Raw genomic sequence first — 18907 nt, forward strand, 5'->3', positions numbered from 1 at the left:
ATTCTTATTCTACTAATTCGTTTTGACTATCAGCTTGTTCTTTTTTTTGCATTCGGCATTCGTGGTCAATGCGCAGCAGCATTGATACCGCCACAGACATAACAATTAAACTCGAACCACCATAACTGATTAGCGGTAGGGTTAGACCTTTGGTCGGAACGATGCCAGATGCAGCACCTACGTTAACAAGCGTCTGAAACGCAAACCAAATACCAATACCAAAAGCCAGATAGCCGCTGAACACTTGATCGTGTTCAAAGGCTTTTTTACCTATCAGAATGGCTTTTAACACCAAGCTGAAGATCAACATTAATACTAAGGTAACACCGACAAAGCCAAGCTCTTCAGCCAACACAGCAAATACAAAATCGGTATGCGCTTCTGGTAAGTATTCGAGTTTTTGAATCGAGTTACCAAGCCCTTGCCCCATCCAATCACCACGGCCAAACGCCATCAATGACTGAGTTAACTGGTAACCACTGCCGAACGGGTCGTTCCAAGGTTCCCAGAATGAGGTAACACGTCGAACACGATAAGGTTCTATAACAATCAAACCGACGACCGCGGCAATACCTGCCACCATCAAGGCGATAAACTGTGAAAGCTTGGCACCAGCAATGAATAGCATGCCGAACAGGGTCACTAGCATTACGACCACAGTACCTAAATCGGGCTGGCCTAGCAGCAGCACGGCAAAAGCGCCGAATACCATGATCGGTTTACCAAAACCACCGAAGAAGGTTTTTCTCACTTCATCTTGCTTCCGAACCAAGTAGCCCGCCATAAAGATAAACAGCGATAACTTGGCAACTTCAGCGGGTTGTAAGTTAAATAGCCCTAATGGGATCCAACGCGATGCGCCGTTAACCGACTTACCGACGGCTAATACCACAATCAGCAAGAAGAAGGACAAGCCCAGTAGATACATACTGTATTGAAACCAGCGTTGCATCGGGATTTGCAATATGACGCTAGAGACACCTAACGCCAATACAAGGAAGATGGCATGACGGAACATAAAGTGAAACGGCTGATCGGTTAAACGAGCACTGATGGGGAACGAAGCAGACGTCACCATCACCAAACCTGTCAGCATTAGCCCAAGAGCAATCCACACCAATTGACGATCGTAAAGCGCCTCGGGAGTAGCACGGTTTAGCCACTGCCAGATGGATTGATTAATCTCTTTGACTCTTTGCACCGAATGTTAGTCCTTCAACACGTTAAGCATACTCATGAGCAAGCTCAGTGAACGCATCACCTCTTGCCATGAAATTATTAAATTGATCGAAGCTTGCGCACGCCGGAGACAGCATCACCATATCTCCAGCCACCAGCTGTGGCGAGATAGATTCGATTATCTGCTGCATGGTATCGAACTTTTGTGCCGATGGGTGCAGAGGCATGAATTGATCTGCATCTTCACCGAAACAACACAGCTGAACACGCTCAAGTTGCGCCAATACTGGTTCAAGCTCACTAAAGTCAGCACCTTTACCAACGCCGCCAACCAAAAGATATAACGTACCTTGATACTCCAACCCAGACAGGGCTGCCAATGTGCTGGCTACATTCGTTGCTTTGGAGTCATTAACCCATTTGATTTCGCGCTTGTCAGCCACGACTTGGCAACGATGCGTCAAACCGTTATAGGCCTTCAAAGCATCAAGACTTTTGCTGTAGTCGATACCAACTTGCTTCAATAGTGCAAGTGAGACTAACGCATTCGCCACATTGTGACGTCCAACCAATGTTAAATCTTGGGTAGCAAGGACAGGTTTACCGTGATCGACCAACCACTCAGTACTATCAATCGTTGATACACCAAACTCTTGGTTATCTAGGCCAAAAGTCAACAATGGCATTGTCTGGTCAGGGTAAGTCTCTTTGTCTTCACGATTAACAGTCGCACACTGCGCGTTATTAAAGATTCTTAACTTGGCCTCACGGTAATCAGCCATGCCTTGATAGCGATCCATATGATCTTCAGACAGATTTAAGAATGCCGCAGCGGCAAGTTTTAAATTCGATGTAGTTTCTAACTGAAAACTTGAAAGTTCAAGGACATATAAATCCGCATCAAGTTCTAGAAGGTCTAGGGCAGGAATGCCAATATTGCCGCCAACGCCAACATTAAGCCCAGCAGCCTTAGCAAGCACACCAGTCAGATCAGTCACGGTACTCTTACCGTTTGAACCAGTAATCGCCACAACAGGCTTATCTACAGCCCAACCAAACAGCTCGATGTCGCCAACGACAGGCGTACCCGCTTGAAGCACATCTTGAATTTCAGGTGTCGCTAAAGCAATGCCTGGGTTAGCAACCACCAGATCAGCCTCAGCTAGCCATTGGCTATTCCAGCTTCCAGAATGCAGCTCAACCGACTCAGGCAAAGATTCCTTTCCTGGTGGTAGCTCTCGCGTATCAATTACCTTTACGCAAGTATGGGGCTGATATTTTACGAGATGTTTAACGACAGAGAGCCCGGTAATACCGAGCCCCACAACCACTACATTTTGAATATTTTGCCAACGTTCCATTTAAACAAGATGCTCTTAATAGTTTTAAAGAGCCCCTATTCAGAGGCTCATACAGGATTAACGAACTTTCAGTGTCGCTAGGCCAACCAGTACTAATACCATTGAGATTATCCAAAAACGCACGATAACACGCGGCTCTGGCCAACCTTTAAGTTCATAGTGGTGGTGAATCGGTGCCATGCGGAAAATACGCTGACCACGCAATTTGTAAGAGCCCACCTGCAGAATCACTGACAGAGTCTCCATTACAAACACACCACCCATGATCACTAGTACCAACTCTTGACGAACGAGTACCGCAATCACACCTAACGCACCACCCAGTGCTAGAGAGCCAACATCGCCCATGAATACTTGTGCTGGGTAAGTGTTAAACCATAGGAAGCCAAGGCCTGCACCAACGATAGCAGTACATACCACCACCAGTTCAGAGGTGTATGGGATGTATGGAATGTGTAGGTATGCTGCAAAGTTAACGTTACCTGTCGCCCAAGCGATAACAGCAAAACCCGCAGCAACCATAACCGTTGGCATAATCGCCAAGCCATCTAGGCCATCAGTTAGGTTTACCGCGTTACTGGTACCCACAATAACAAAGTAAGTTAGAACAATGTACAGTAAACCAAGTTGTGGCATCACATCTTTAAAGAAAGGCACCACTAATTGTGTCGCAGCAGTGTCTTGCCCATGAGCATACAGAGCAAACGCCACAACCAATGCAATAGCCGATTGCCAGAAGTACTTCCAACGCGCAATCAAGCCATCAGTGTTCTTACGAACGACTTTACGATAATCATCAACAAAACCAACTGCACCGTAACCGCCTAGCACGACAAGTACGGCCCAAACGTAAGGGTTTGATAAGTCAGCCCAAAGTAAGACCGTAATGATGATCGCAGCAAGGATCATCACACCACCCATGGTTGGTGTACCACGCTTACTGAAGTGAGATTCTGGGCCGTCATTACGAACAACTTGGCCAATTTGCAGCATTTGCAGACGCTCAATTAAACGAGGTCCCATCCACAGCGACAGACATAAAGCCGTCAAAATGCTCGCGATTGCACGAAACGATAAGTATTCGAACAAACGGAAAAAAGAAAAGTGTGGCTGTAGTAGCTCTGCAAGCCAAATTATCATGAAAAGTTCTCCTTTAAAGCAGCGGCTATTTTACTCATTCCTGCACTATTGGCGCCTTTTACCAACAAGGTATGTGGCACGTTTTCTGGCAAGCTCAAGTGCTGCTCTATGTGCGCGATCATCGCTTCATGCGTTGCAAAGTGAGTGCCGTTACACACTTCACTAATCACCTTGGTATCATCACCGTAAGTGAGTACATGCTCAAAAGCGAATGGGGCAGCATATTCACCGACTTGACGGTGAAGTGCAAGGCTTTCATCGCCTAACTCAGCCATATTGCCTAAAATCAACCAACGCTGACCTTTGAAGCTCGACAACAATTTAGCTGCAGCCTTCATTGCCGGTACACTGGCGTTGTAACTGTCATCTATCAGCTTGATATTCTGACTTAATTGTTGAACCTCAACTCGGCCTTTAACTGAGATAAGATTCGCTAAACCGCTTTTAATTTCTGCAAGCGTGGCACCGAATTGAATGCTCAGTGCTGCTGCGGCTAATGCGTTGGCTACATTGTGCTGACCAATAATGCCAAGTTCGACATCGATAGCGCCTTGCGGGGTCTGCATATCAAAGCAAGCTTCACCCTGCTCGTTGATGCGAATATTCGTCGAAAAGTAATCCGCCGTGTCATCACTTTCAGAAAAGGTCAGTACGTTTTTGTCTGCAAGCACATCTTTCCAGAAGTCACCACCATTGCTCTCTAGGTTAACAATAGCAGTATCACCAGCAGCAAGCCCCTGAAAAATTTCGCCTTTCGCTTGTTTAACACCATCAATTGAGCCAAAGCCCTCTAGATGCGCGGCAGCAACGTTATTCACTAAGGCCACCTGTGGTTTCACAAGCTGCGTGGTATAGGCAATTTCACCAATGTGGTTCGCGCCCAGTTCTATCACGGCATAGTCGTCATTGGGTTCACTGCGCAGCAAGGTTAGTGGTACTCCGATATCATTATTGAAGTTACCCGCTGTAAACAGCACTTTGCCACGTTGTTGTAGAATACTCGCGACCATCTCTTTGACGGTCGTTTTGCCACAGCTTCCTGTTATCGCCATGGTTGGCACGTTACATTGTTTGTGGATCCAAGCACTTAGCTGACCTAAAGCAAGTTTAGTGTCTTCAACAACAACTTGAGTAATATTTAGGTCAAGTTTTCGTTGAACTAATAACGCACTCGCATTGGCCTCAACAGCCTGACCACAAAAATCATGCGCATCAAAACGTTCACCTACAAGAGCAACAAACAGTGCACCTTCTTCAACGGTGCGAGTATCGGTAGAAACCGCATTGATCAAACTATTGCTCGATTTGCCAGCCTCTATCAGCTGACCGTACACCGCTGAGCAGATCTGCTCGAGTGATACATCAATCATTATGAAATACCTAAAAGTTGTAGTGCTGACTCTCGATCCGAATAGTGGATCGTTTTGTCTTTCAATACTTGGTAATCCTCATGGCCTTTACCTGCCAGAAGAATAATGTCGTTATTACCCGCCTGCTCTAGAGCAAACTTAACCGCCTGAAAGCGATCGTGTTCAACAAAGGCGACTTCAGGCTCACTTAAACCTGCCAGCATGTCTTTAACAATCAATGCCGGGTCTTCACTGCGAGGGTTGTCATCTGAAATAATAATGTTATCGGCGAACTGCTCTGCGGTAACCGCCATCATAGGGCGCTTGCCTGTATCTCGATCACCACCGCAGCCAAAGATTGCCCATAGCTTTCCAGAGCAATGTACACGTAGTGCTGCCAATGCTTTCTCTAATGCGTCAGGTGTATGCGCGTAGTCGACAACCACTTTCGCTTTGTTTGGTACTTGGAACAATTCCATACGGCCAATCACAGGTTGCAATTGAGGTGCTGTGTCGATCAAGGTTTGCTTGTCGATGCCTAGTACAAGTAGGGTCGCGAAAGCAACCAATACATTTGATGCGTTGAACTGGCCAATTAAAGGAACAGACAGTTGTCCCTGCCCCCAGCTACCATCAAAAGCGAGTTTGATACCCGTCTCTGCATAAGCAACATCCGATGCCCATACTGACTGCTGGTAGCCCGATAACGGAAGCAATGACACAGCTACTGCATTGGACAGATCAGCCATCCAAGCTTTACCGACTTCATCATCAACATTAATCACAGCGTGCTTACACTTATGCTGAGTAAACAAGCTCTTCTTAGCCAGAGCGTACTCTTGCATCGTGCCGTGGTAATCCAAGTGGTCACGGCTCAAGTTAGTAAATACACCAGCCTCAAAATCCAATGCCTTAACTCGGCCTTGAACCAAACCATGAGACGAGATTTCCATCGCGGTATAAACAGCGTTTTCTTCAGCCAACTCACTCAGCGTACGTTGTATTTCAATCGCACTACCGGTCGTATTCGCCGCCGTTTTAAGGTTGTCTAGAAAACCGTTACCCGTGGTGCCCATTACCGCAGAGCGTTGGCCGACTAAATCTAGCCACTGAGCAATCAATTGGGTGATGGTGGTTTTGCCATTGGTGCCAGTAACACCAATCAGTTTGGTCGCTTGAGAAGAATAAACTCGACCAGCCAGTTCAGAGAGAATTGAATTTAGCTCCGCTACATAAACAACAGGAACTGCATTTAACCACTCAACCAAGCCATGAGCTTTGTCATCACCAGCCTGTGCAATGACGGCTTTAGCTCCTTGAGCGACCGCTTTGTCGATAAAACGGCGACCATCAACGGCATGTCCAACAATGGCGACGAAAATATCACCTTTCTTGATGGCACGACTATCCAACTCCAATTGCTCAACAGCAATCGACTCTAGTTCTGTTGAATTAAAGTCCCCCCAGGGAGAAAGTAAAGATGACAGCGTGAGGCTATTACTCATATTGAATCCTGATTAACTCTATTCTTGAAACTTATTTTCATCAGCCGGGACATTCATGATTTGTAGTGCACCCTTCATGATCTCAGAAAATACAGGGGCTGCGACTGAGCCACCATAGTAAAGGTCACCTTGAGGCTCATTGACTACAACAACCAACGCAACTCTTGGGTCACTGACTGGAGCAAAGCCTGCAGTGATCGCAATGTATTCATCACTGTATCCGCCAGCCTCTGCCTTACGAGATGTACCCGTTTTGGCTGCAACGCGGTAACCCGGAACGGCGGCTCTTGTCGCCGTTCCACCTTTTTGAGTCACCCCTTCGAGCATGTTCAAAACCAGTTCAGCGTTTTCTCGCTTGATAATCTGCTTAGAAAAATCTTGGTCGTTGCTCTTAATAATATGAATTGGCTCATATAAGCCTTTGTTGGCTAGCGTCGCATAAGCATGTGCTAACTGCATCGGTGTAACAGACAAACCATAACCAAACGCTAAGGTCGCAATCTCAAACTTTGACCAGCGACGGCGATTCGGGAAAATACCGCTCGTTTCACCAACCAAATTCAGCCCAGACATCTCACCTAGACCAACCGAGCTGTACATACCAAGCAAGGCTTCGAGTGGCATATTAAGCGCTAATTTCGCAACACCTATGTTACTCGACTTCTTGAGGATCAGCGCTAAATCAGCCTTACCGACTTTAGACGAGTCTCGCACACGACTGCCACCGATCTGCATGATGCCGTTGCCAGTATCAATAACGATATCTGGATCAGCTGTACCGTTCTCTAGCGCTGCTAAAACCACAAAAGGTTTCACGGTAGAACCGGGCTCCATCGCATCGGTAAGTACGCGGTTACGCATCTTAAAGCTTTGTAAGTCAGCACGATTGTTTGGGTTATAAGAAGGCGCATTAACCATCGCCAAAACCGCACCCGTTTTTACGTCTAATAAGATGGCAGATCCAGACGTCGCCTTGTGATCGGCTACCGCCTGTTTAATCGCTCGGTAGGCGATCGCTTGTAATCGTTGATCGATCGTTAGCTCGAGTGGTTTGCCTTCTTCACGCTCTTCTAAAGCAATGTTTTCAACAACACGTCCGTAGCGGTCTTTACGAATCGTTCGCTTACCGGCCTCGCCTGTGAGCCATTTGTCATAGCTGCGCTCAACGCCTTCTAGGCCGTGTCCATCAATGCCGGTAACACCGATAAGGTGCGCACTGATTTCACCTGCAGGGTAGTAACGACGAGATTCAGCTTTAAGCCCCACACCCACGAGTTTAAGATCGCGGATATATTTAGCCATCGCAGGGCTAACTTGTCTCTGAAGATAAATAAATCGGCGGGATTTGTTACTAGAGATCTTATCGATCATCGGTTGTCGTTCTAGGCCAAGTACATCAGCTAACGCATACCAACGATCAATTTGAGCCATACCATTTTTATCGAAAATGGTTTTCGGGTCAGCCCATACCGCTTCAACAGGAACACTGACAGCAAGTGGCTCACCATTGCGATCAGAAATAATGCCACGAGCAGAAGGAATAGCCTTAACACGCACCGAACGAAGGTCGCCCTGACGAATTAAGTTATCTGGTTCAATGATTTGTATATAAGCCACACGACCAACAAGTGCAGCAAAGGCAAGAAACACGAAAGCAATAACGACGTTAAAACGCCATTTTATCAGAACTGGATCCGAATCCTTTTCGCTCTTCACACGCTTTTTCGTTGATTTATTAACGGTTTTCGCGGGTGATTTTTCCTTTTTACCGGTCATTTCAGTGTGATCACAACTTCTTTATCAGAGTCTGGACGTTTCATGTCTAACTCTCGTTTTGCCGATGCTTGAACGCGACTGTGTTCAGCCAAAGCTGTCTCTTCAAGCATTAAATTTCGCCACTCATCATCTAGCTGCTCTCGTTCGACTAATGCCATGTCTTTTTGCGTAATCGCCTGACGTGACATATGTGTCGTAAGAACGACCCCCATCGCACTCGCAAAGATACAGATAAGAATCACCAATGGGACCTTACCCACGGAGATCAAATCAAAAAATATTATCTTGGCTAAGTTAGGCTTGGAGGTCTTCATTAACTACAGCTTTTCTGCGATTCGTAGTACTGAGCTGCGTGAACGAGTATTTTCATCCACTTCACCTTTAGAAGGCTTGATCGCTTTACCAATTGGTTTTAGATCGGCACTGCCTAAAGCTTTAATTTGATCTTCTGTTAATGGTAAACCATGAGGTACCTGAGGGCCTTGACTCTCTTTACGGATGAAGCGCTTCACCATACGGTCTTCAAGAGAGTGAAAACTGATAACAGAGATACGACCTTGGGGAGCAAGAATACTTGCAGCGCCTTTCAGTGCGGTATCGATCTCTTCAAGTTCACTATTAATGTAGATACGAAATGCTTGGAAAGCACGTGTCGCTGGGTGCTTTTTCTCTTTAAAGTTCTTTGGAGCGACATCAGAGATAAGCTTAGCCAATTGGCCAGTACGTGTTAACGGTTCGTTCTCTTCGTTCTCTTGATAAGCAATGATGCCCTTCGCGATACGACGAGCGTGTTTATCTTCACCGAACTCACGGATAACCCATGTGATGTCATCAAGATCCGCATCAACTAGCCACTGAGAAACCGGAATACCCGTCGTTGGATCCATACGCATGTCTAGCGGACCGTCTTTCATGAAGCTAAAGCCACGCTCAGCGTCATCTAGCTGTGGTGAAGAAACACCTAGATCCAGTAACACACCATCCACTTGACCGACTAAGTCATAACGCTCCGCATATTCAGCCATACCTGAGAACGGGCCGTGAATAATCGTAAAACGAGGGTCATCAATCTTTTGCGCTTCTGCAATCGCTTGTGGATCGCGGTCAATACTAAAGAGTCGTCCATTCTCGCCCAGTTTAGACAGGATTGTACGGCTGTGACCACCACGGCCAAAAGTACCATCGATGTAGGTACCGTCAGGTTTGATCGCAAGTCCGTCAATAGATTCGTTAAGCAATACTGAAATATGTTTGAATGCTTCTGTCATAGTCTTCTCAGTGAGTGGATTGAGCCATTAGTTCGGCAATAATTTGTTCTATTAACGTTTTAGTGTACTGATTTCACGCTGTATCTCCACCATATTGTGTATAGGCATTTGGAATTTTTGACCCAAGCTTATATCAGGGTGAAAGATTTTAAGGAAATCTAAATAATTTACGTCAATATAAAGCAAAAAACCCATCACTACGGTTAAGTAATGATGGGTTCTTTATATAGGTGGAGTTGACACATACGCCGGGTTCTGTTCCGCTTGCGCGGTGGTAACCATTCGTCTAGGCCTGCAATCGCTCACAGGCTCAAGCAATCTACCCGCCCCCATACGCGAGCAGCGCAATGCGAGGGCCTATTTGATCTTGCTCCGGGTGGAGTTTACCTTGCTACGAACTGTTGCCAGTCGCACGGTGCGCTCTTACCGCACCCTTTCAGCCTTACCTGTGCCCCTTCCGAAGAAATGAGGCCATCGGCGGTCTTCTCTCTGCTGCACTTGTCGTGGGCTCGCGCCCCCCAGACGTTATCTGGCACCCTGCTCTATGGAGCCCGGACGTTCCTCCCCTCTGCCAGTCTCCCGAAGGACTTCAACGTCAGTTTCCCGAAGGACCTCAACGTCAGTCTCCCGAAGGACATCAGCAAAGCAGCGATTACCCGTTCAACTCCGAGGGCGGATTGTATAGAGATTAGAGTGCAGTGTCTAGCGAGATCACAAATATGCTGCAAACCGCTAAGTAAACGCATGAATTTCACACAATCCAGACAAAAAAAGAGGAATGAAGGGACGACCTTCATTCCTCACAAGCTTTAAAATAGCACTCTAGCGACTTATACACTGAGCAGCTATTTATCTATTCAGCGTTAACCATCTAGGTGCTCAAGGCCCCACTTGTACAGCGCGTTCTTTTTCAGGTTGTAGATTTCAGCTGTCATTGCCGCCGCTTTTTTAAGAGGTAACTCTTTAGTTAGGATACCCAGAGTACGAGTCGCTTCGTCTGGCAGTTCTGTGCTCGCTTCTTCACGATGACCATGAATCAGTAACACCATCTCACCGCGCTTACGGTTCGAATCTTCTTCAATCCACTCAATCAACTCACCCAGTGGCAATCCTTGAATTGTTTCGAATGTCTTAGTCAGCTCACGTGCCAAGACAACTTCACGGTCTGGGCCTAAGATCTCAAGCATATCTTGTAGAGAATCTGAGATTCGATGTGGTGATTCGTAGAAGATACACGTGCGCTCTGCTTTCGCGATCTCTAGGAACTTATCTTTACGACCTTTGCTCTTTGGCGGCAAAAAGCCTTCAAAGCTGAAACGATCAGACGGTAAACCAGACGCACTCAATGCCGTAATCACTGCACAAGCACCAGGAAGTGGCACAACTCTCACACCCGCTTGACGACATTGTGAGACAAGATGGTAACCTGGGTCACTGATTAAAGGTGTACCCGCATCAGAGACTAATGCGATAGACTGACCTTCTAATAACCTTTCGACTAGAACTTGCGCTTTAGTTTGTTCATTATGATCATGTAAAGCGAACGTTCTGGTTGATATATTGAAGTGAGCAAGCAGCTTACCCGTGTGGCGTGTGTCTTCGGCTGCAATAACATCGACACTTGATAAAATTTCAATTGCTCTTTGAGTGATATCTCCCAAATTTCCGATTGGGGTTGGCACAATGTAGAGAGTTGGGCTCTCTGTGAGCAAGGTTTTGTTATCTGTCATTTGTTTACCATCACTTCAACGATTAATATAGATACAAATTTATACGGAATTTAAAGAACTCATGGCAACGATGAACCATAAGAGACTCAGTGTACCACGCTTACTAACTCCAATTGCATTAGCAATTACATTGGCGGCTTGTTCTTCAGGTCCTCAAGCACCAACGAGCGTTGATATTACACTAGATCCAGCGCAATCAACTGAAAGTTACATGATGCAAGCGGATAGTAGCAAAGGAAGTCTACAAAACGACTGGTTAATCATGGCGCTTAAGGCTTCTGTGCAAGCTGGAAAAACCGATCAAGCAACTCTGGTTATTAAACGCTTAGCAAAACAAGAGCTGAGCGAAACGCAACAAGCGGAATGGCAATTAGCTCGCGCTCAACTGTTGGTGAATAACTCGCAGCCAGATCAAGCTTATAGCCAACTAAACTTCCAGCCTTGGTGGAAGCTTCCGAACGAGCAGTGGAAAGATTATCACGAGCTACGCGCGAACATCTCAGAGATGAAGAGTGAGTATTTCGAGGCAAGCCGTGAGTTAGTGCTCTATTCAGAGTACCTAGAGGCTGACGACGAGCTTCAACAGCAAACTGCCGACCGTATTTGGCAAAACCTGAATAGTTACTCTCAATACGAGATTCTAGAACTGAAAACATCACCGACAGAAGATGTGCTTTCAGGTTGGTTACAACTGGCAATCTACATGAAGACGCTGAACTCAAATCTTCCAAACCTGCAGGAAACCTTGTCGGATTGGCTAGCAGAGAATCCTCAGCACCCAGCAGCGACATACACACCTCAGGCGATCACTGACGTCTTGGCACTAGAGATCAGCAAGCCAACCAGCACTGCACTATTACTGCCTCTAACCGGTAAGTACGGCAAGCAAGCACAACTTGTGCGTGACGGTTTCATCTTTGCGATGATGAATGACAAAGAGCGCGAAGAAGATGCAACGCTTACGGTAATGGATACCAACGTGCAAAGTGCCGCTGAGATTAAAGCGACACTGGAAGAGAACAACGTTGATTTCATCGTTGGCCCGCTGATTAAGAGCAACATAACTAAACTTCAGCAAGCGCAGAAAAACCACGAGAACTCGATTCCAGCTTTAGCTCTGAACATTCCAACGCAACTAGAACCAGATACTAACATTTGTTATCTCGCTCTATCGCCAGAGCAAGAAGTCGCTCAGGCAGCGAAGCACCTATTTGCTCAAGGCTACAAGTACCCGCTTATCCTTGCGCCAAGAGGACGTTTAGGTGAGCGAGTTGAGCAAGCGTTTAAAGAAGAGTGGAAAAAATACAGCAGCAACGATGTTGCTATCAGCTTGTTCTCTGACAAACGCCAACTGCAACGTAATGTGAATCAGGTATTCGGCTTGCAAGAGAGCCAACAGCGTATCGCTCAAATGGACGGATTACTGAACCTAGACCTAGAAACCGAGCCACGCAGCCGTCGTGATATCGATTCTGTCTACATTGTGGCTAAGAACTCAGAGCTAACACTAATCAAACCCTTCATTGAAGTTGCAATTAACCCAGATGCGAGCCAACCCGCTCTGTTCTCAAACTCACGCAGCAACAGCGGTGATAAGCAGTATGAAGACCTAACCGGTGTGTTCTACAGCGATATCCCACTATTAGTTGAGAATAAAAACGAGCTTAATAAAGAGCTCAACGACCTATGGCCTGCGCACTCAAACGGCCAAAAGCGTCTGCAAGCACTAGGAATGGATGCATACTATCTAATGGATGCACTGCCACAGATGAAAGCCGTGCAAGGTTACAGCATTCCAGGTGAAACGGGTGTGCTAACCATCGATAACAACTGTGTGGTTCAACGTGAAATCAGCTGGGCAGAGCATGGGGCTTTTTAGCCGAAAGTTCCTATCCAAACCAACCATCACCCACAAACAAGTGGGTGATAAATACGAGGCCGTGGCAAAATCTTATCTGATTAACCACGGTTTATCGTTAATAGAAGAAAACTTCATAGCAAAATGTGGCGAGATTGATCTTATAATGCGCCATAACAATACGGTTGTGTTTGCTGAGGTAAAATACCGCAAGCAAACCCGCTACGGACATGCCGCTGAAATGGTGACTGCCAAGAAGTCACAGAAACTGCTCAAAACAGCCAATGTTTGGCTTATGCAGCAAGGCTTGTCGGTGCACTCTACAGATTTCAGGTTTGATATTGTTGCCATTGAAGGGCCGAATGACACTATCGACTGGATTCAAAACGCGATTACCCAAGGATAAACATGCTAGACAGCATTAAAGAAAGTTTCACAGAAAGTATTCAAATCCAAATTGCGGCTGCAGAAGCTCTGCCTGACGCAATCACGCATGCCGCTCAAGCAATGGTTGCGACCTTGCTTAACGGAAACAAAATTCTTTGTTGTGGTAATGGTGGTTCGGCGTCGAATGCTCAGCAATTTGTATCGTGCCTACTCAACCGATTTGAAACAGAGCGCCCTAGCCTTCCAGCGATGGCACTCACAGCAGATAACACCACGCTAACGGCTGTGGCTAACGACTACCACTATGAAGAGATCTTCTCTAAGCAGGTACGTGCGTTTGGTCAAACTGGCGATATCCTGTTGGCTATCTCGACTAGTGGTAACAGCAAGAACATCATCAAGGCAATGGAAGCGGCGGTAACTCGCGACATGACAATTATCGCCTTTACCGGTAAAGATGGTGGTGAGATGGCAGGTTTGCTTGGTGAACACGATGTAGAGATTCGTATCCCTTCACACCGTACAGCGCGCATTCATGAAGTACACATGGTGACACTACACTGCCTATGTGACCTAATCGATCAAGTACTCTTCCCTGCTCACGAAGAGTGATATACGGAGCATCACAATGAAATCATTAACCTCTATGAGGCTGTTTAAGCTGATTAGTGTTTCGCTACTTACACTGTCTCTGTCTGGTTGTGCTGGCATTTTCATTGCTGGTGCTGCAACCACTGCAAACCTAGTCACGGATACGCGAACAACCAAAGAGATTTGGAACGACAACAACATCGAATTTGAAGTCGCAGCGATTACCAATAAACAACCATTCCGTGGCAACGTACGTGTCACCGCAAGCTCGTACCGAGGTTCGGTGGTATTGATGGGACAAGCAACCACAGATTCAGAACGTCGCGCTTTTGAAAACCAAGCCAAAGAAGTGGCTGGCGTTGAGAGCATCCACAATCAGGTTCGAGTGAAAGAACCTTTGTCTGTAAGTGCTATTAGTAAAGACAGCTGGATTACCACTAAAGTGAAATCAGCTCTGCTTGCGAATGCTGAGCTTAACGGCATCAAAGTAAAAGTGATTACTGAGGATTCAGAAGTATTCCTGCTTGGACTCGTGACTCGAGAGCATGCCGATATCGCAACAGAAGTTGCTCGTAACATCTCTGGCGTAAAACAGGTCATTCGAGCGTTTGAATATGGTGAAGAAGAGACGGCTGTTAACTAGCCTTAAGCCAGTCAATTGAATGCTATATAGCAGAAAAGAAAAAGCAGCGACGAGTCGCTGCTTTTTTATTTGGTTCGTTATCTAATACCAATCGTAGTAAATAATCTATCATTCTAGCTTGTTAAAAATCTCGATAACTGCGTTAGAATTTTTGATTGTAGAATAACTACTTATCAAAAAATTCCGCCTTGCTCTCAAGCTTTTTTCCTGCGCTATTTCTGATCACTTACTTACTGTGATTGGTATAACTAACGTTATTTGATAACACGAAGGCTTGGGCGACCTTTCGCTGGACGAGGTGGCTCAGGATCTGAGTCAGGCTCTTCAGCATCTACGTCTGCCGTTGCAACGCTCAAAGATGGGCCTTTTTCTGGTTCTTCAAAAGGACTTTCTTCAATCCCTTCTTCAAACGCTTCCATGTAAGCCTCTTCAGGTTCAAACATGGTACCAGCACCATTTTCACGAGCATAAATCGCTTGTACTGCGTAAAGCGGAACGATCACAGAGTGTGGACGACCACTAAAGCGAGCACTAAACGTCACAGCTTCGTTACCCAGTTCAAGTTGTCCAACCGCACGAGGCGCGATGTTCAGAATGATCTGACCATCTTGAACAAACTCTTCTGGAACTCGCACACCCGGTAATGTTGCTTCAACAACAAGGTGTGGAGTTAGTTCGTTATCAACCAGCCACTCATAAAATGCACGAAGCATGTATGGTCGGCGTGGAGTCATATTAGAAATATCCATAAACGCTTAGCGAACGAGTCGCATCTCACGCTCAGCTTCAGTTAGAGAAGCTAGGAATGAATCACGTTCGAATACGCGGTTCATGTAAATCTTAAGCTCTTTAGAACCAGGACCAATTAGTTCGATACCAAGCTCAGGTAAACGCCATAATAGCGGAGCTAGGTAACAATCAATTAGGCTAAACTCTTCGCTCATGAAGTATTCATACTCAGCGAAGATAGGAGCAAGAGTCAGTAGGTCGTTGCGCAGTTTAACGCGAGCTGCTTCAGATTCTTCAGCGTTGCCTTTAACGATCTTCTCTGCAACTGAATACCAGTTACGCTCAATGCGGTACATCATTAGACGGCTGTTACCACGAGCAACCGGGTATACAGGCATCAACGGTGGATGAGGGAAACGCTCATCTAGGTATTCCATGATGATCTTCGAGTCATATAGAGCAAGCTCACGATCAACAAGAGTAGGTACTGATTTGTACGGGTTCAGTTCAACAAGCTCTGCTGGTAGATTTTTTTCATCAACCAACTCAACTTCAACACTTACGCCTTTTTCAGCAAGAACGATGCGCACCTGATGGCTATACATATCAGAAGCACTTGAGAAAAGAGTCATTACAGAACGTTTATTGGCAGCTACAGCCATGGAGCCCTCCAGTACACTTTAAATAAAAACAATGGAGGCCTAAAGCCTCCATTGAACATTAACATAATTTGGGAATTAGCACGGTATTATAGCACAATTAGTGCACATCACGCCAATACTCTTTCTTCAGCAAAATCACGATGATAGTGAAGATTACTAAGAAGGCCATTACCCACCAACCCATAGCGTGACGCTCAAGTTGAACTGGGTCGCCCGAGTAAACCAAAAAGTTAACAAGGTCACGAACTGCTTCGTCGTATTCACCAGCACTTAATTCGCCAGAGCCGTCAGTCTCAGTGCCAACAACAACCGTCACTTCCTCGCCATCTACCATATGAGTATCGTAGATTGGTGTTGGGATACCTTGCAGTTCTTCAAGAACGTGCGGCATACCAACGCTTGGGAAAACAATGTTGTTCACGCCAAATGGACGAGACGGATCTTCATAGAAAGTACGAAGGTAAGTGTACAGCCAGTCTGCGCCACGAACACGAGCAACCAATGTTAGGTCTGGTGGCGGAGCACCAAACCAACTTGCCGCTTGATCAGAAGGCATAGCATTAACCATCAAGTCACCGATTTTCGCTTCAGGGTCGAAAATCAGATTTTCCTTCATAAGATCAACGGGGATCTCTAAATCATTCGCAACACGTTCATAGCGCTGGTACTGCGTTGAGTGACAAGCGAAACAGTAGTTCATGAACATCTTAGCGCCATTTTGCAATGAAGCTTTGTCTGTTAAATCATTGTTCGCTTTGTCTAATGGTACGTTTGCACCCGCTGCCATCACCAGTGACGGCAACATAGCAAATAAAATTACAATCCACTTTTTCATTTGAATGTCACCCTTTCTGGTAATGGTTTCGTCGCTTCATTTTTACTGTAGAACCACAGTAGAACGAAGAACATGAAGTAACCTAAGCTAAAGATTTGAGCCAGTAGCGTGTATGTTGGCGTTGCTGGAAGCGCACCAAGTACACCAAGCGCAATAAAGCTTATTGTGAATTGGATGATGTTAATCAAATGCAGTTTGCTACGGTAACGGTAAGAACGCACTTTACAACGGTCGAACCATGGTAGTAGGAATAGCACAACAATAGATGCGCCCATTGCTACAACACCTAGCAACTTATCAGGAACAGCACGCAGAATTGCGTAAAACGGCGTGAAGTACCATACCGGAGCGATGTGCTCTGGTGTTTTCAGTGGGTTAGCAGCTTCAAAGTTTGGCGGCTCAAGGAAGAATCCACCCATCTCTGGGTTAAAGAACAGCACATAACAGAAGAAGAATAGGAAACCGGCCACACCAACCATATCTTTCACGGTCCCGTATGGGTGGAAAGGAATAGAGTCAATGATGTCGTATTTCTTAGTGTAATCCTTGTGGAATGGGAACTGCGTTTTGTAGTCGTCGCCCATTGTGCCTTTAGGAAGTTTCGTCTCAATACCGTCTGGGTTGTTCGAACCCACTTCGTGCAGTGCTAGTACGTGAAGTACGATAAGCAGCAGAAGTACAATTGGTAGAGCGATAACGTGCAGTGCGAAGAAACGGTTCAGCGTTGCACCAGAGATGATGTAGTCACCACGGATCCAAAGCGTTAAGTCATCACCGATAACAGGGATCGCACCAAACAGAGAAATGATTACCTGAGCACCCCAGTAAGACATTTGACCCCATGGTAGTAGGTAACCCATGAAAGCCTCAGCCATAAGCACTAAGAAGATCAACATACCGAAGATCCAAAGTAGCTCACGAGGCTTTTGGTAAGAACCATAGATTAGGCCACGGAACATGTGCAGGTAGATAACAACGAAGAATGCCGAAGCACCTGTTGAGTGCATGTAACGTAGTAGCCAACCGTATTCCACATCACGCATGATGTATTCAACAGAAGCAAATGCACCCTCACCTGACGGTACGTAGTTCATTGTTAGCCAAATACCCGTAAGGATTTGGTTAACCAATACCAACATTGCCAAAGAACCGAAAAGGTACCAAAAGTTAAAGTTCTTAGGCATTGGGTATTCAGATAAATGCTTTTTATACGCATTCATCGCGGGTAGACGTTTCTCTACCCAATCAAGCAATCCTTGCATTACGCGTCTCCCTCGTCCACACCGATCATGATCTTAGTGTCACTCAAATACATATGCTTTGGTACAACAAGATTCAATGGAGCTGGTACGCCTTGGAATACTCGACCTGCCATATCAAACTTTGAACCATGACAAGGACAGAAGAAACCAGACTTAACACCCTGAACTTGTTCTGCAAAAGAATCCGGCAGGTAAGTTGGAGAACAACCTAAGTGCGTACAGAAACCAACAGCAACGAAGAATTCCGGCTTAATTGAACGGAACTCGTTCTGTGCGTATTCTGGTTGTTGTTCAGCTTCAGATTGAGGGTCACGAAGTTGACCACCGATCGATTTTAGGTTTTCTAGTACCGACTCAGCACGGCGTACAACCCATACAGGTTTACCTTGCCACTCGACACGAACCATTTGTCCCGGTTCTAACTTACTGACTTCCACTTCCACCGGCGCGCCCGCAGCTTTCGCCTTGGCACTCGGATTCCATGATTTAATAAAAGGCACGGCTACAGCAGCTGCTCCTAAACCACCAACAACGGCTGTTGTTGCGGTTAAGAAACGCCTGCGACCGTTATTTAAAGGCGCGTTGCTCATCCAAACATTCTCCCATTTGCTCCTTGTGGATTGAAATAATTC

The 18907-nt window shown here is 46.0% G+C and carries 18 protein-coding genes and 1 other RNA gene; 4 read left to right on the top strand and 15 right to left on the bottom strand.

Features of this window, described 5'->3' with window-relative positions; genetic code table 11:
• Positions 1 to 4: 4 nt before the first annotated feature.
• The 10 genes from ftsW to rsmI form a co-directional block, all read right to left on the bottom strand.
• On the bottom strand, positions 5 to 1201 hold the full coding sequence (gene ftsW, locus AB4503_RS21155) for a cell division protein FtsW (RefSeq protein WP_171732325.1): 1197 nt from the start codon (positions 1199 to 1201) through the stop codon (positions 5 to 7).
• Between the two features lie 22 nt (positions 1202 to 1223).
• Positions 1224 to 2540, bottom strand: a complete 1317-nt coding sequence (gene murD / locus AB4503_RS21160) for a UDP-N-acetylmuramoyl-L-alanine--D-glutamate ligase (RefSeq protein ID WP_065584710.1) — start codon at positions 2538 to 2540, stop codon at positions 1224 to 1226.
• A 57-nt stretch (positions 2541 to 2597) separates the two neighbouring features.
• The gene (gene mraY / locus AB4503_RS21165; protein ID WP_017059284.1) at positions 2598 to 3680 is read right to left on the bottom strand and encodes a phospho-N-acetylmuramoyl-pentapeptide-transferase; all 1083 of its coding nucleotides are present in this window, start codon (positions 3678 to 3680) and stop codon (positions 2598 to 2600) included.
• Positions 3677 to 5050, bottom strand: coding sequence for a UDP-N-acetylmuramoyl-tripeptide--D-alanyl-D-alanine ligase (murF, locus tag AB4503_RS21170; RefSeq protein WP_372115691.1), 1374 nt, complete (start codon positions 5048 to 5050; stop codon positions 3677 to 3679). Before murF ends, mraY begins: the two co-directional genes overlap by 4 nt.
• A complete protein-coding gene (gene murE / locus AB4503_RS21175; protein WP_372115692.1) occupies positions 5050 to 6534 on the bottom strand; it encodes a UDP-N-acetylmuramoyl-L-alanyl-D-glutamate--2,6-diaminopimelate ligase in 1485 nt (494 codons plus the stop codon). Before murE ends, murF begins: the two co-directional genes overlap by 1 nt.
• An 18-nt stretch (positions 6535 to 6552) precedes the next feature.
• The gene (locus tag AB4503_RS21180; RefSeq protein ID WP_372115693.1) at positions 6553 to 8310 is read right to left on the bottom strand and encodes a penicillin-binding transpeptidase domain-containing protein; all 1758 of its coding nucleotides are present in this window, start codon (positions 8308 to 8310) and stop codon (positions 6553 to 6555) included.
• Complete coding sequence (ftsL, locus tag AB4503_RS21185; protein ID WP_010434716.1) at positions 8307 to 8624, bottom strand: cell division protein FtsL; 318 nt, start codon at positions 8622 to 8624, stop codon at positions 8307 to 8309. Before ftsL ends, AB4503_RS21180 begins: the two co-directional genes overlap by 4 nt.
• A 3-nt stretch (positions 8625 to 8627) precedes the next feature.
• Positions 8628 to 9578, bottom strand: coding sequence for a 16S rRNA (cytosine(1402)-N(4))-methyltransferase RsmH (gene rsmH, locus AB4503_RS21190; protein WP_102421340.1), 951 nt, complete (start codon positions 9576 to 9578; stop codon positions 8628 to 8630).
• 228 nt (positions 9579 to 9806) lie between these two features.
• Positions 9807 to 10246: RNase P RNA component class A (gene rnpB / locus AB4503_RS21195), an RNA gene on the bottom strand.
• A gap of 195 nt (positions 10247 to 10441) precedes the next feature.
• Positions 10442 to 11308: a 16S rRNA (cytidine(1402)-2'-O)-methyltransferase gene (rsmI, locus tag AB4503_RS21200; RefSeq protein WP_017062903.1), complete on the bottom strand. Its 867-nt coding sequence runs from the start codon at positions 11306 to 11308 to the stop codon at positions 10442 to 10444.
• 61 nt (positions 11309 to 11369) lie between these two features.
• Between rsmI and AB4503_RS21205 the strand changes: the two genes are divergently transcribed.
• Genes AB4503_RS21205 through AB4503_RS21220 form a run of 4 tightly spaced genes read left to right on the top strand, consistent with a single transcriptional unit; the run spans position 11370 to position 14787 of the window.
• A complete protein-coding gene (locus tag AB4503_RS21205) occupies positions 11370 to 13187 on the top strand; it encodes a penicillin-binding protein activator (RefSeq protein WP_372115694.1) in 1818 nt (605 codons plus the stop codon).
• Positions 13174 to 13572 carry a YraN family protein gene (locus AB4503_RS21210; protein WP_017059277.1) on the top strand — a complete coding sequence of 133 codons (399 nt, stop codon included), beginning with the start codon at positions 13174 to 13176 and terminating at the stop codon, positions 13570 to 13572. Before AB4503_RS21205 ends, AB4503_RS21210 begins: the two co-directional genes overlap by 14 nt.
• A 2-nt stretch (positions 13573 to 13574) precedes the next feature.
• The gene (locus AB4503_RS21215) at positions 13575 to 14165 is read left to right on the top strand and encodes a phosphoheptose isomerase (protein WP_004729817.1); all 591 of its coding nucleotides are present in this window, start codon (positions 13575 to 13577) and stop codon (positions 14163 to 14165) included.
• Between the two features lie 16 nt (positions 14166 to 14181).
• A complete protein-coding gene (locus AB4503_RS21220) occupies positions 14182 to 14787 on the top strand; it encodes a BON domain-containing protein (protein ID WP_017059276.1) in 606 nt (201 codons plus the stop codon).
• A gap of 254 nt (positions 14788 to 15041) precedes the next feature.
• Here AB4503_RS21220 and sspB read toward each other — a convergent pair whose 3' ends face one another.
• From sspB to petA, 5 genes are all read right to left on the bottom strand, one after another.
• The gene (gene sspB, locus AB4503_RS21225) at positions 15042 to 15536 is read right to left on the bottom strand and encodes a ClpXP protease specificity-enhancing factor (protein WP_017072808.1); all 495 of its coding nucleotides are present in this window, start codon (positions 15534 to 15536) and stop codon (positions 15042 to 15044) included.
• A gap of 6 nt (positions 15537 to 15542) precedes the next feature.
• Complete coding sequence (sspA, locus tag AB4503_RS21230; protein ID WP_009848943.1) at positions 15543 to 16178, bottom strand: stringent starvation protein SspA; 636 nt, start codon at positions 16176 to 16178, stop codon at positions 15543 to 15545.
• 97 nt (positions 16179 to 16275) lie between these two features.
• Positions 16276 to 17013 carry a cytochrome c1 gene (locus AB4503_RS21235; protein WP_017061436.1) on the bottom strand — a complete coding sequence of 246 codons (738 nt, stop codon included), beginning with the start codon at positions 17011 to 17013 and terminating at the stop codon, positions 16276 to 16278.
• Entirely contained in the window at positions 17010 to 18275 is a 1266-nt protein-coding gene (locus AB4503_RS21240; protein ID WP_017061435.1) for a cytochrome bc complex cytochrome b subunit, read from the bottom strand. Before AB4503_RS21240 ends, AB4503_RS21235 begins: the two co-directional genes overlap by 4 nt.
• Entirely contained in the window at positions 18275 to 18865 is a 591-nt protein-coding gene (gene petA / locus AB4503_RS21245) for a ubiquinol-cytochrome c reductase iron-sulfur subunit (RefSeq protein ID WP_017061434.1), read from the bottom strand. Before petA ends, AB4503_RS21240 begins: the two co-directional genes overlap by 1 nt.
• Between the last annotated feature and the right edge of the window lie 42 nt (positions 18866 to 18907).

This window comes from Vibrio sp. 10N.222.55.B11, assembly GCF_041473705.1.
GTDB lineage: Bacteria > Pseudomonadota > Gammaproteobacteria > Enterobacterales > Vibrionaceae > Vibrio > Vibrio crassostreae_C.

Excerpts from the sequence above, each read along its gene's own strand:
- murD (WP_065584710.1), bottom strand. The coding sequence starts at position 2,540 with ATGGAACGTTGGCAAAATATTCAAAATGTAGTGGTTGTGGGGCTCGGT.
- mraY (WP_017059284.1), bottom strand. The coding sequence starts at position 3,680 with ATGATAATTTGGCTTGCAGAGCTACTACAGCCACACTTTTCTTTTTTC.
- murF (WP_372115691.1), bottom strand. The coding sequence starts at position 5,050 with ATGATTGATGTATCACTCGAGCAGATCTGCTCAGCGGTGTACGGTCAG.
- murE (WP_372115692.1), bottom strand. The coding sequence starts at position 6,534 with ATGAGTAATAGCCTCACGCTGTCATCTTTACTTTCTCCCTGGGGGGAC.
- AB4503_RS21180 (WP_372115693.1), bottom strand. The coding sequence starts at position 8,310 with ATGACCGGTAAAAAGGAAAAATCACCCGCGAAAACCGTTAATAAATCA.
- ftsL (WP_010434716.1), bottom strand. The coding sequence starts at position 8,624 with ATGAAGACCTCCAAGCCTAACTTAGCCAAGATAATATTTTTTGATTTG.
- rsmH (WP_102421340.1), bottom strand. The coding sequence starts at position 9,578 with ATGACAGAAGCATTCAAACATATTTCAGTATTGCTTAACGAATCTATT.
- rsmI (WP_017062903.1), bottom strand. The coding sequence starts at position 11,308 with ATGACAGATAACAAAACCTTGCTCACAGAGAGCCCAACTCTCTACATT.
- AB4503_RS21205 (WP_372115694.1), top strand. The coding sequence starts at position 11,370 with ATGGCAACGATGAACCATAAGAGACTCAGTGTACCACGCTTACTAACT.
- AB4503_RS21210 (WP_017059277.1), top strand. The coding sequence starts at position 13,174 with ATGGGGCTTTTTAGCCGAAAGTTCCTATCCAAACCAACCATCACCCAC.
- AB4503_RS21215 (WP_004729817.1), top strand. The coding sequence starts at position 13,575 with ATGCTAGACAGCATTAAAGAAAGTTTCACAGAAAGTATTCAAATCCAA.
- AB4503_RS21220 (WP_017059276.1), top strand. The coding sequence starts at position 14,182 with ATGAAATCATTAACCTCTATGAGGCTGTTTAAGCTGATTAGTGTTTCG.
- sspB (WP_017072808.1), bottom strand. The coding sequence starts at position 15,536 with ATGGATATTTCTAATATGACTCCACGCCGACCATACATGCTTCGTGCA.
- sspA (WP_009848943.1), bottom strand. The coding sequence starts at position 16,178 with ATGGCTGTAGCTGCCAATAAACGTTCTGTAATGACTCTTTTCTCAAGT.
- AB4503_RS21235 (WP_017061436.1), bottom strand. The coding sequence starts at position 17,013 with ATGAAAAAGTGGATTGTAATTTTATTTGCTATGTTGCCGTCACTGGTG.
- AB4503_RS21240 (WP_017061435.1), bottom strand. The coding sequence starts at position 18,275 with ATGCAAGGATTGCTTGATTGGGTAGAGAAACGTCTACCCGCGATGAAT.
- petA (WP_017061434.1), bottom strand. The coding sequence starts at position 18,865 with ATGAGCAACGCGCCTTTAAATAACGGTCGCAGGCGTTTCTTAACCGCA.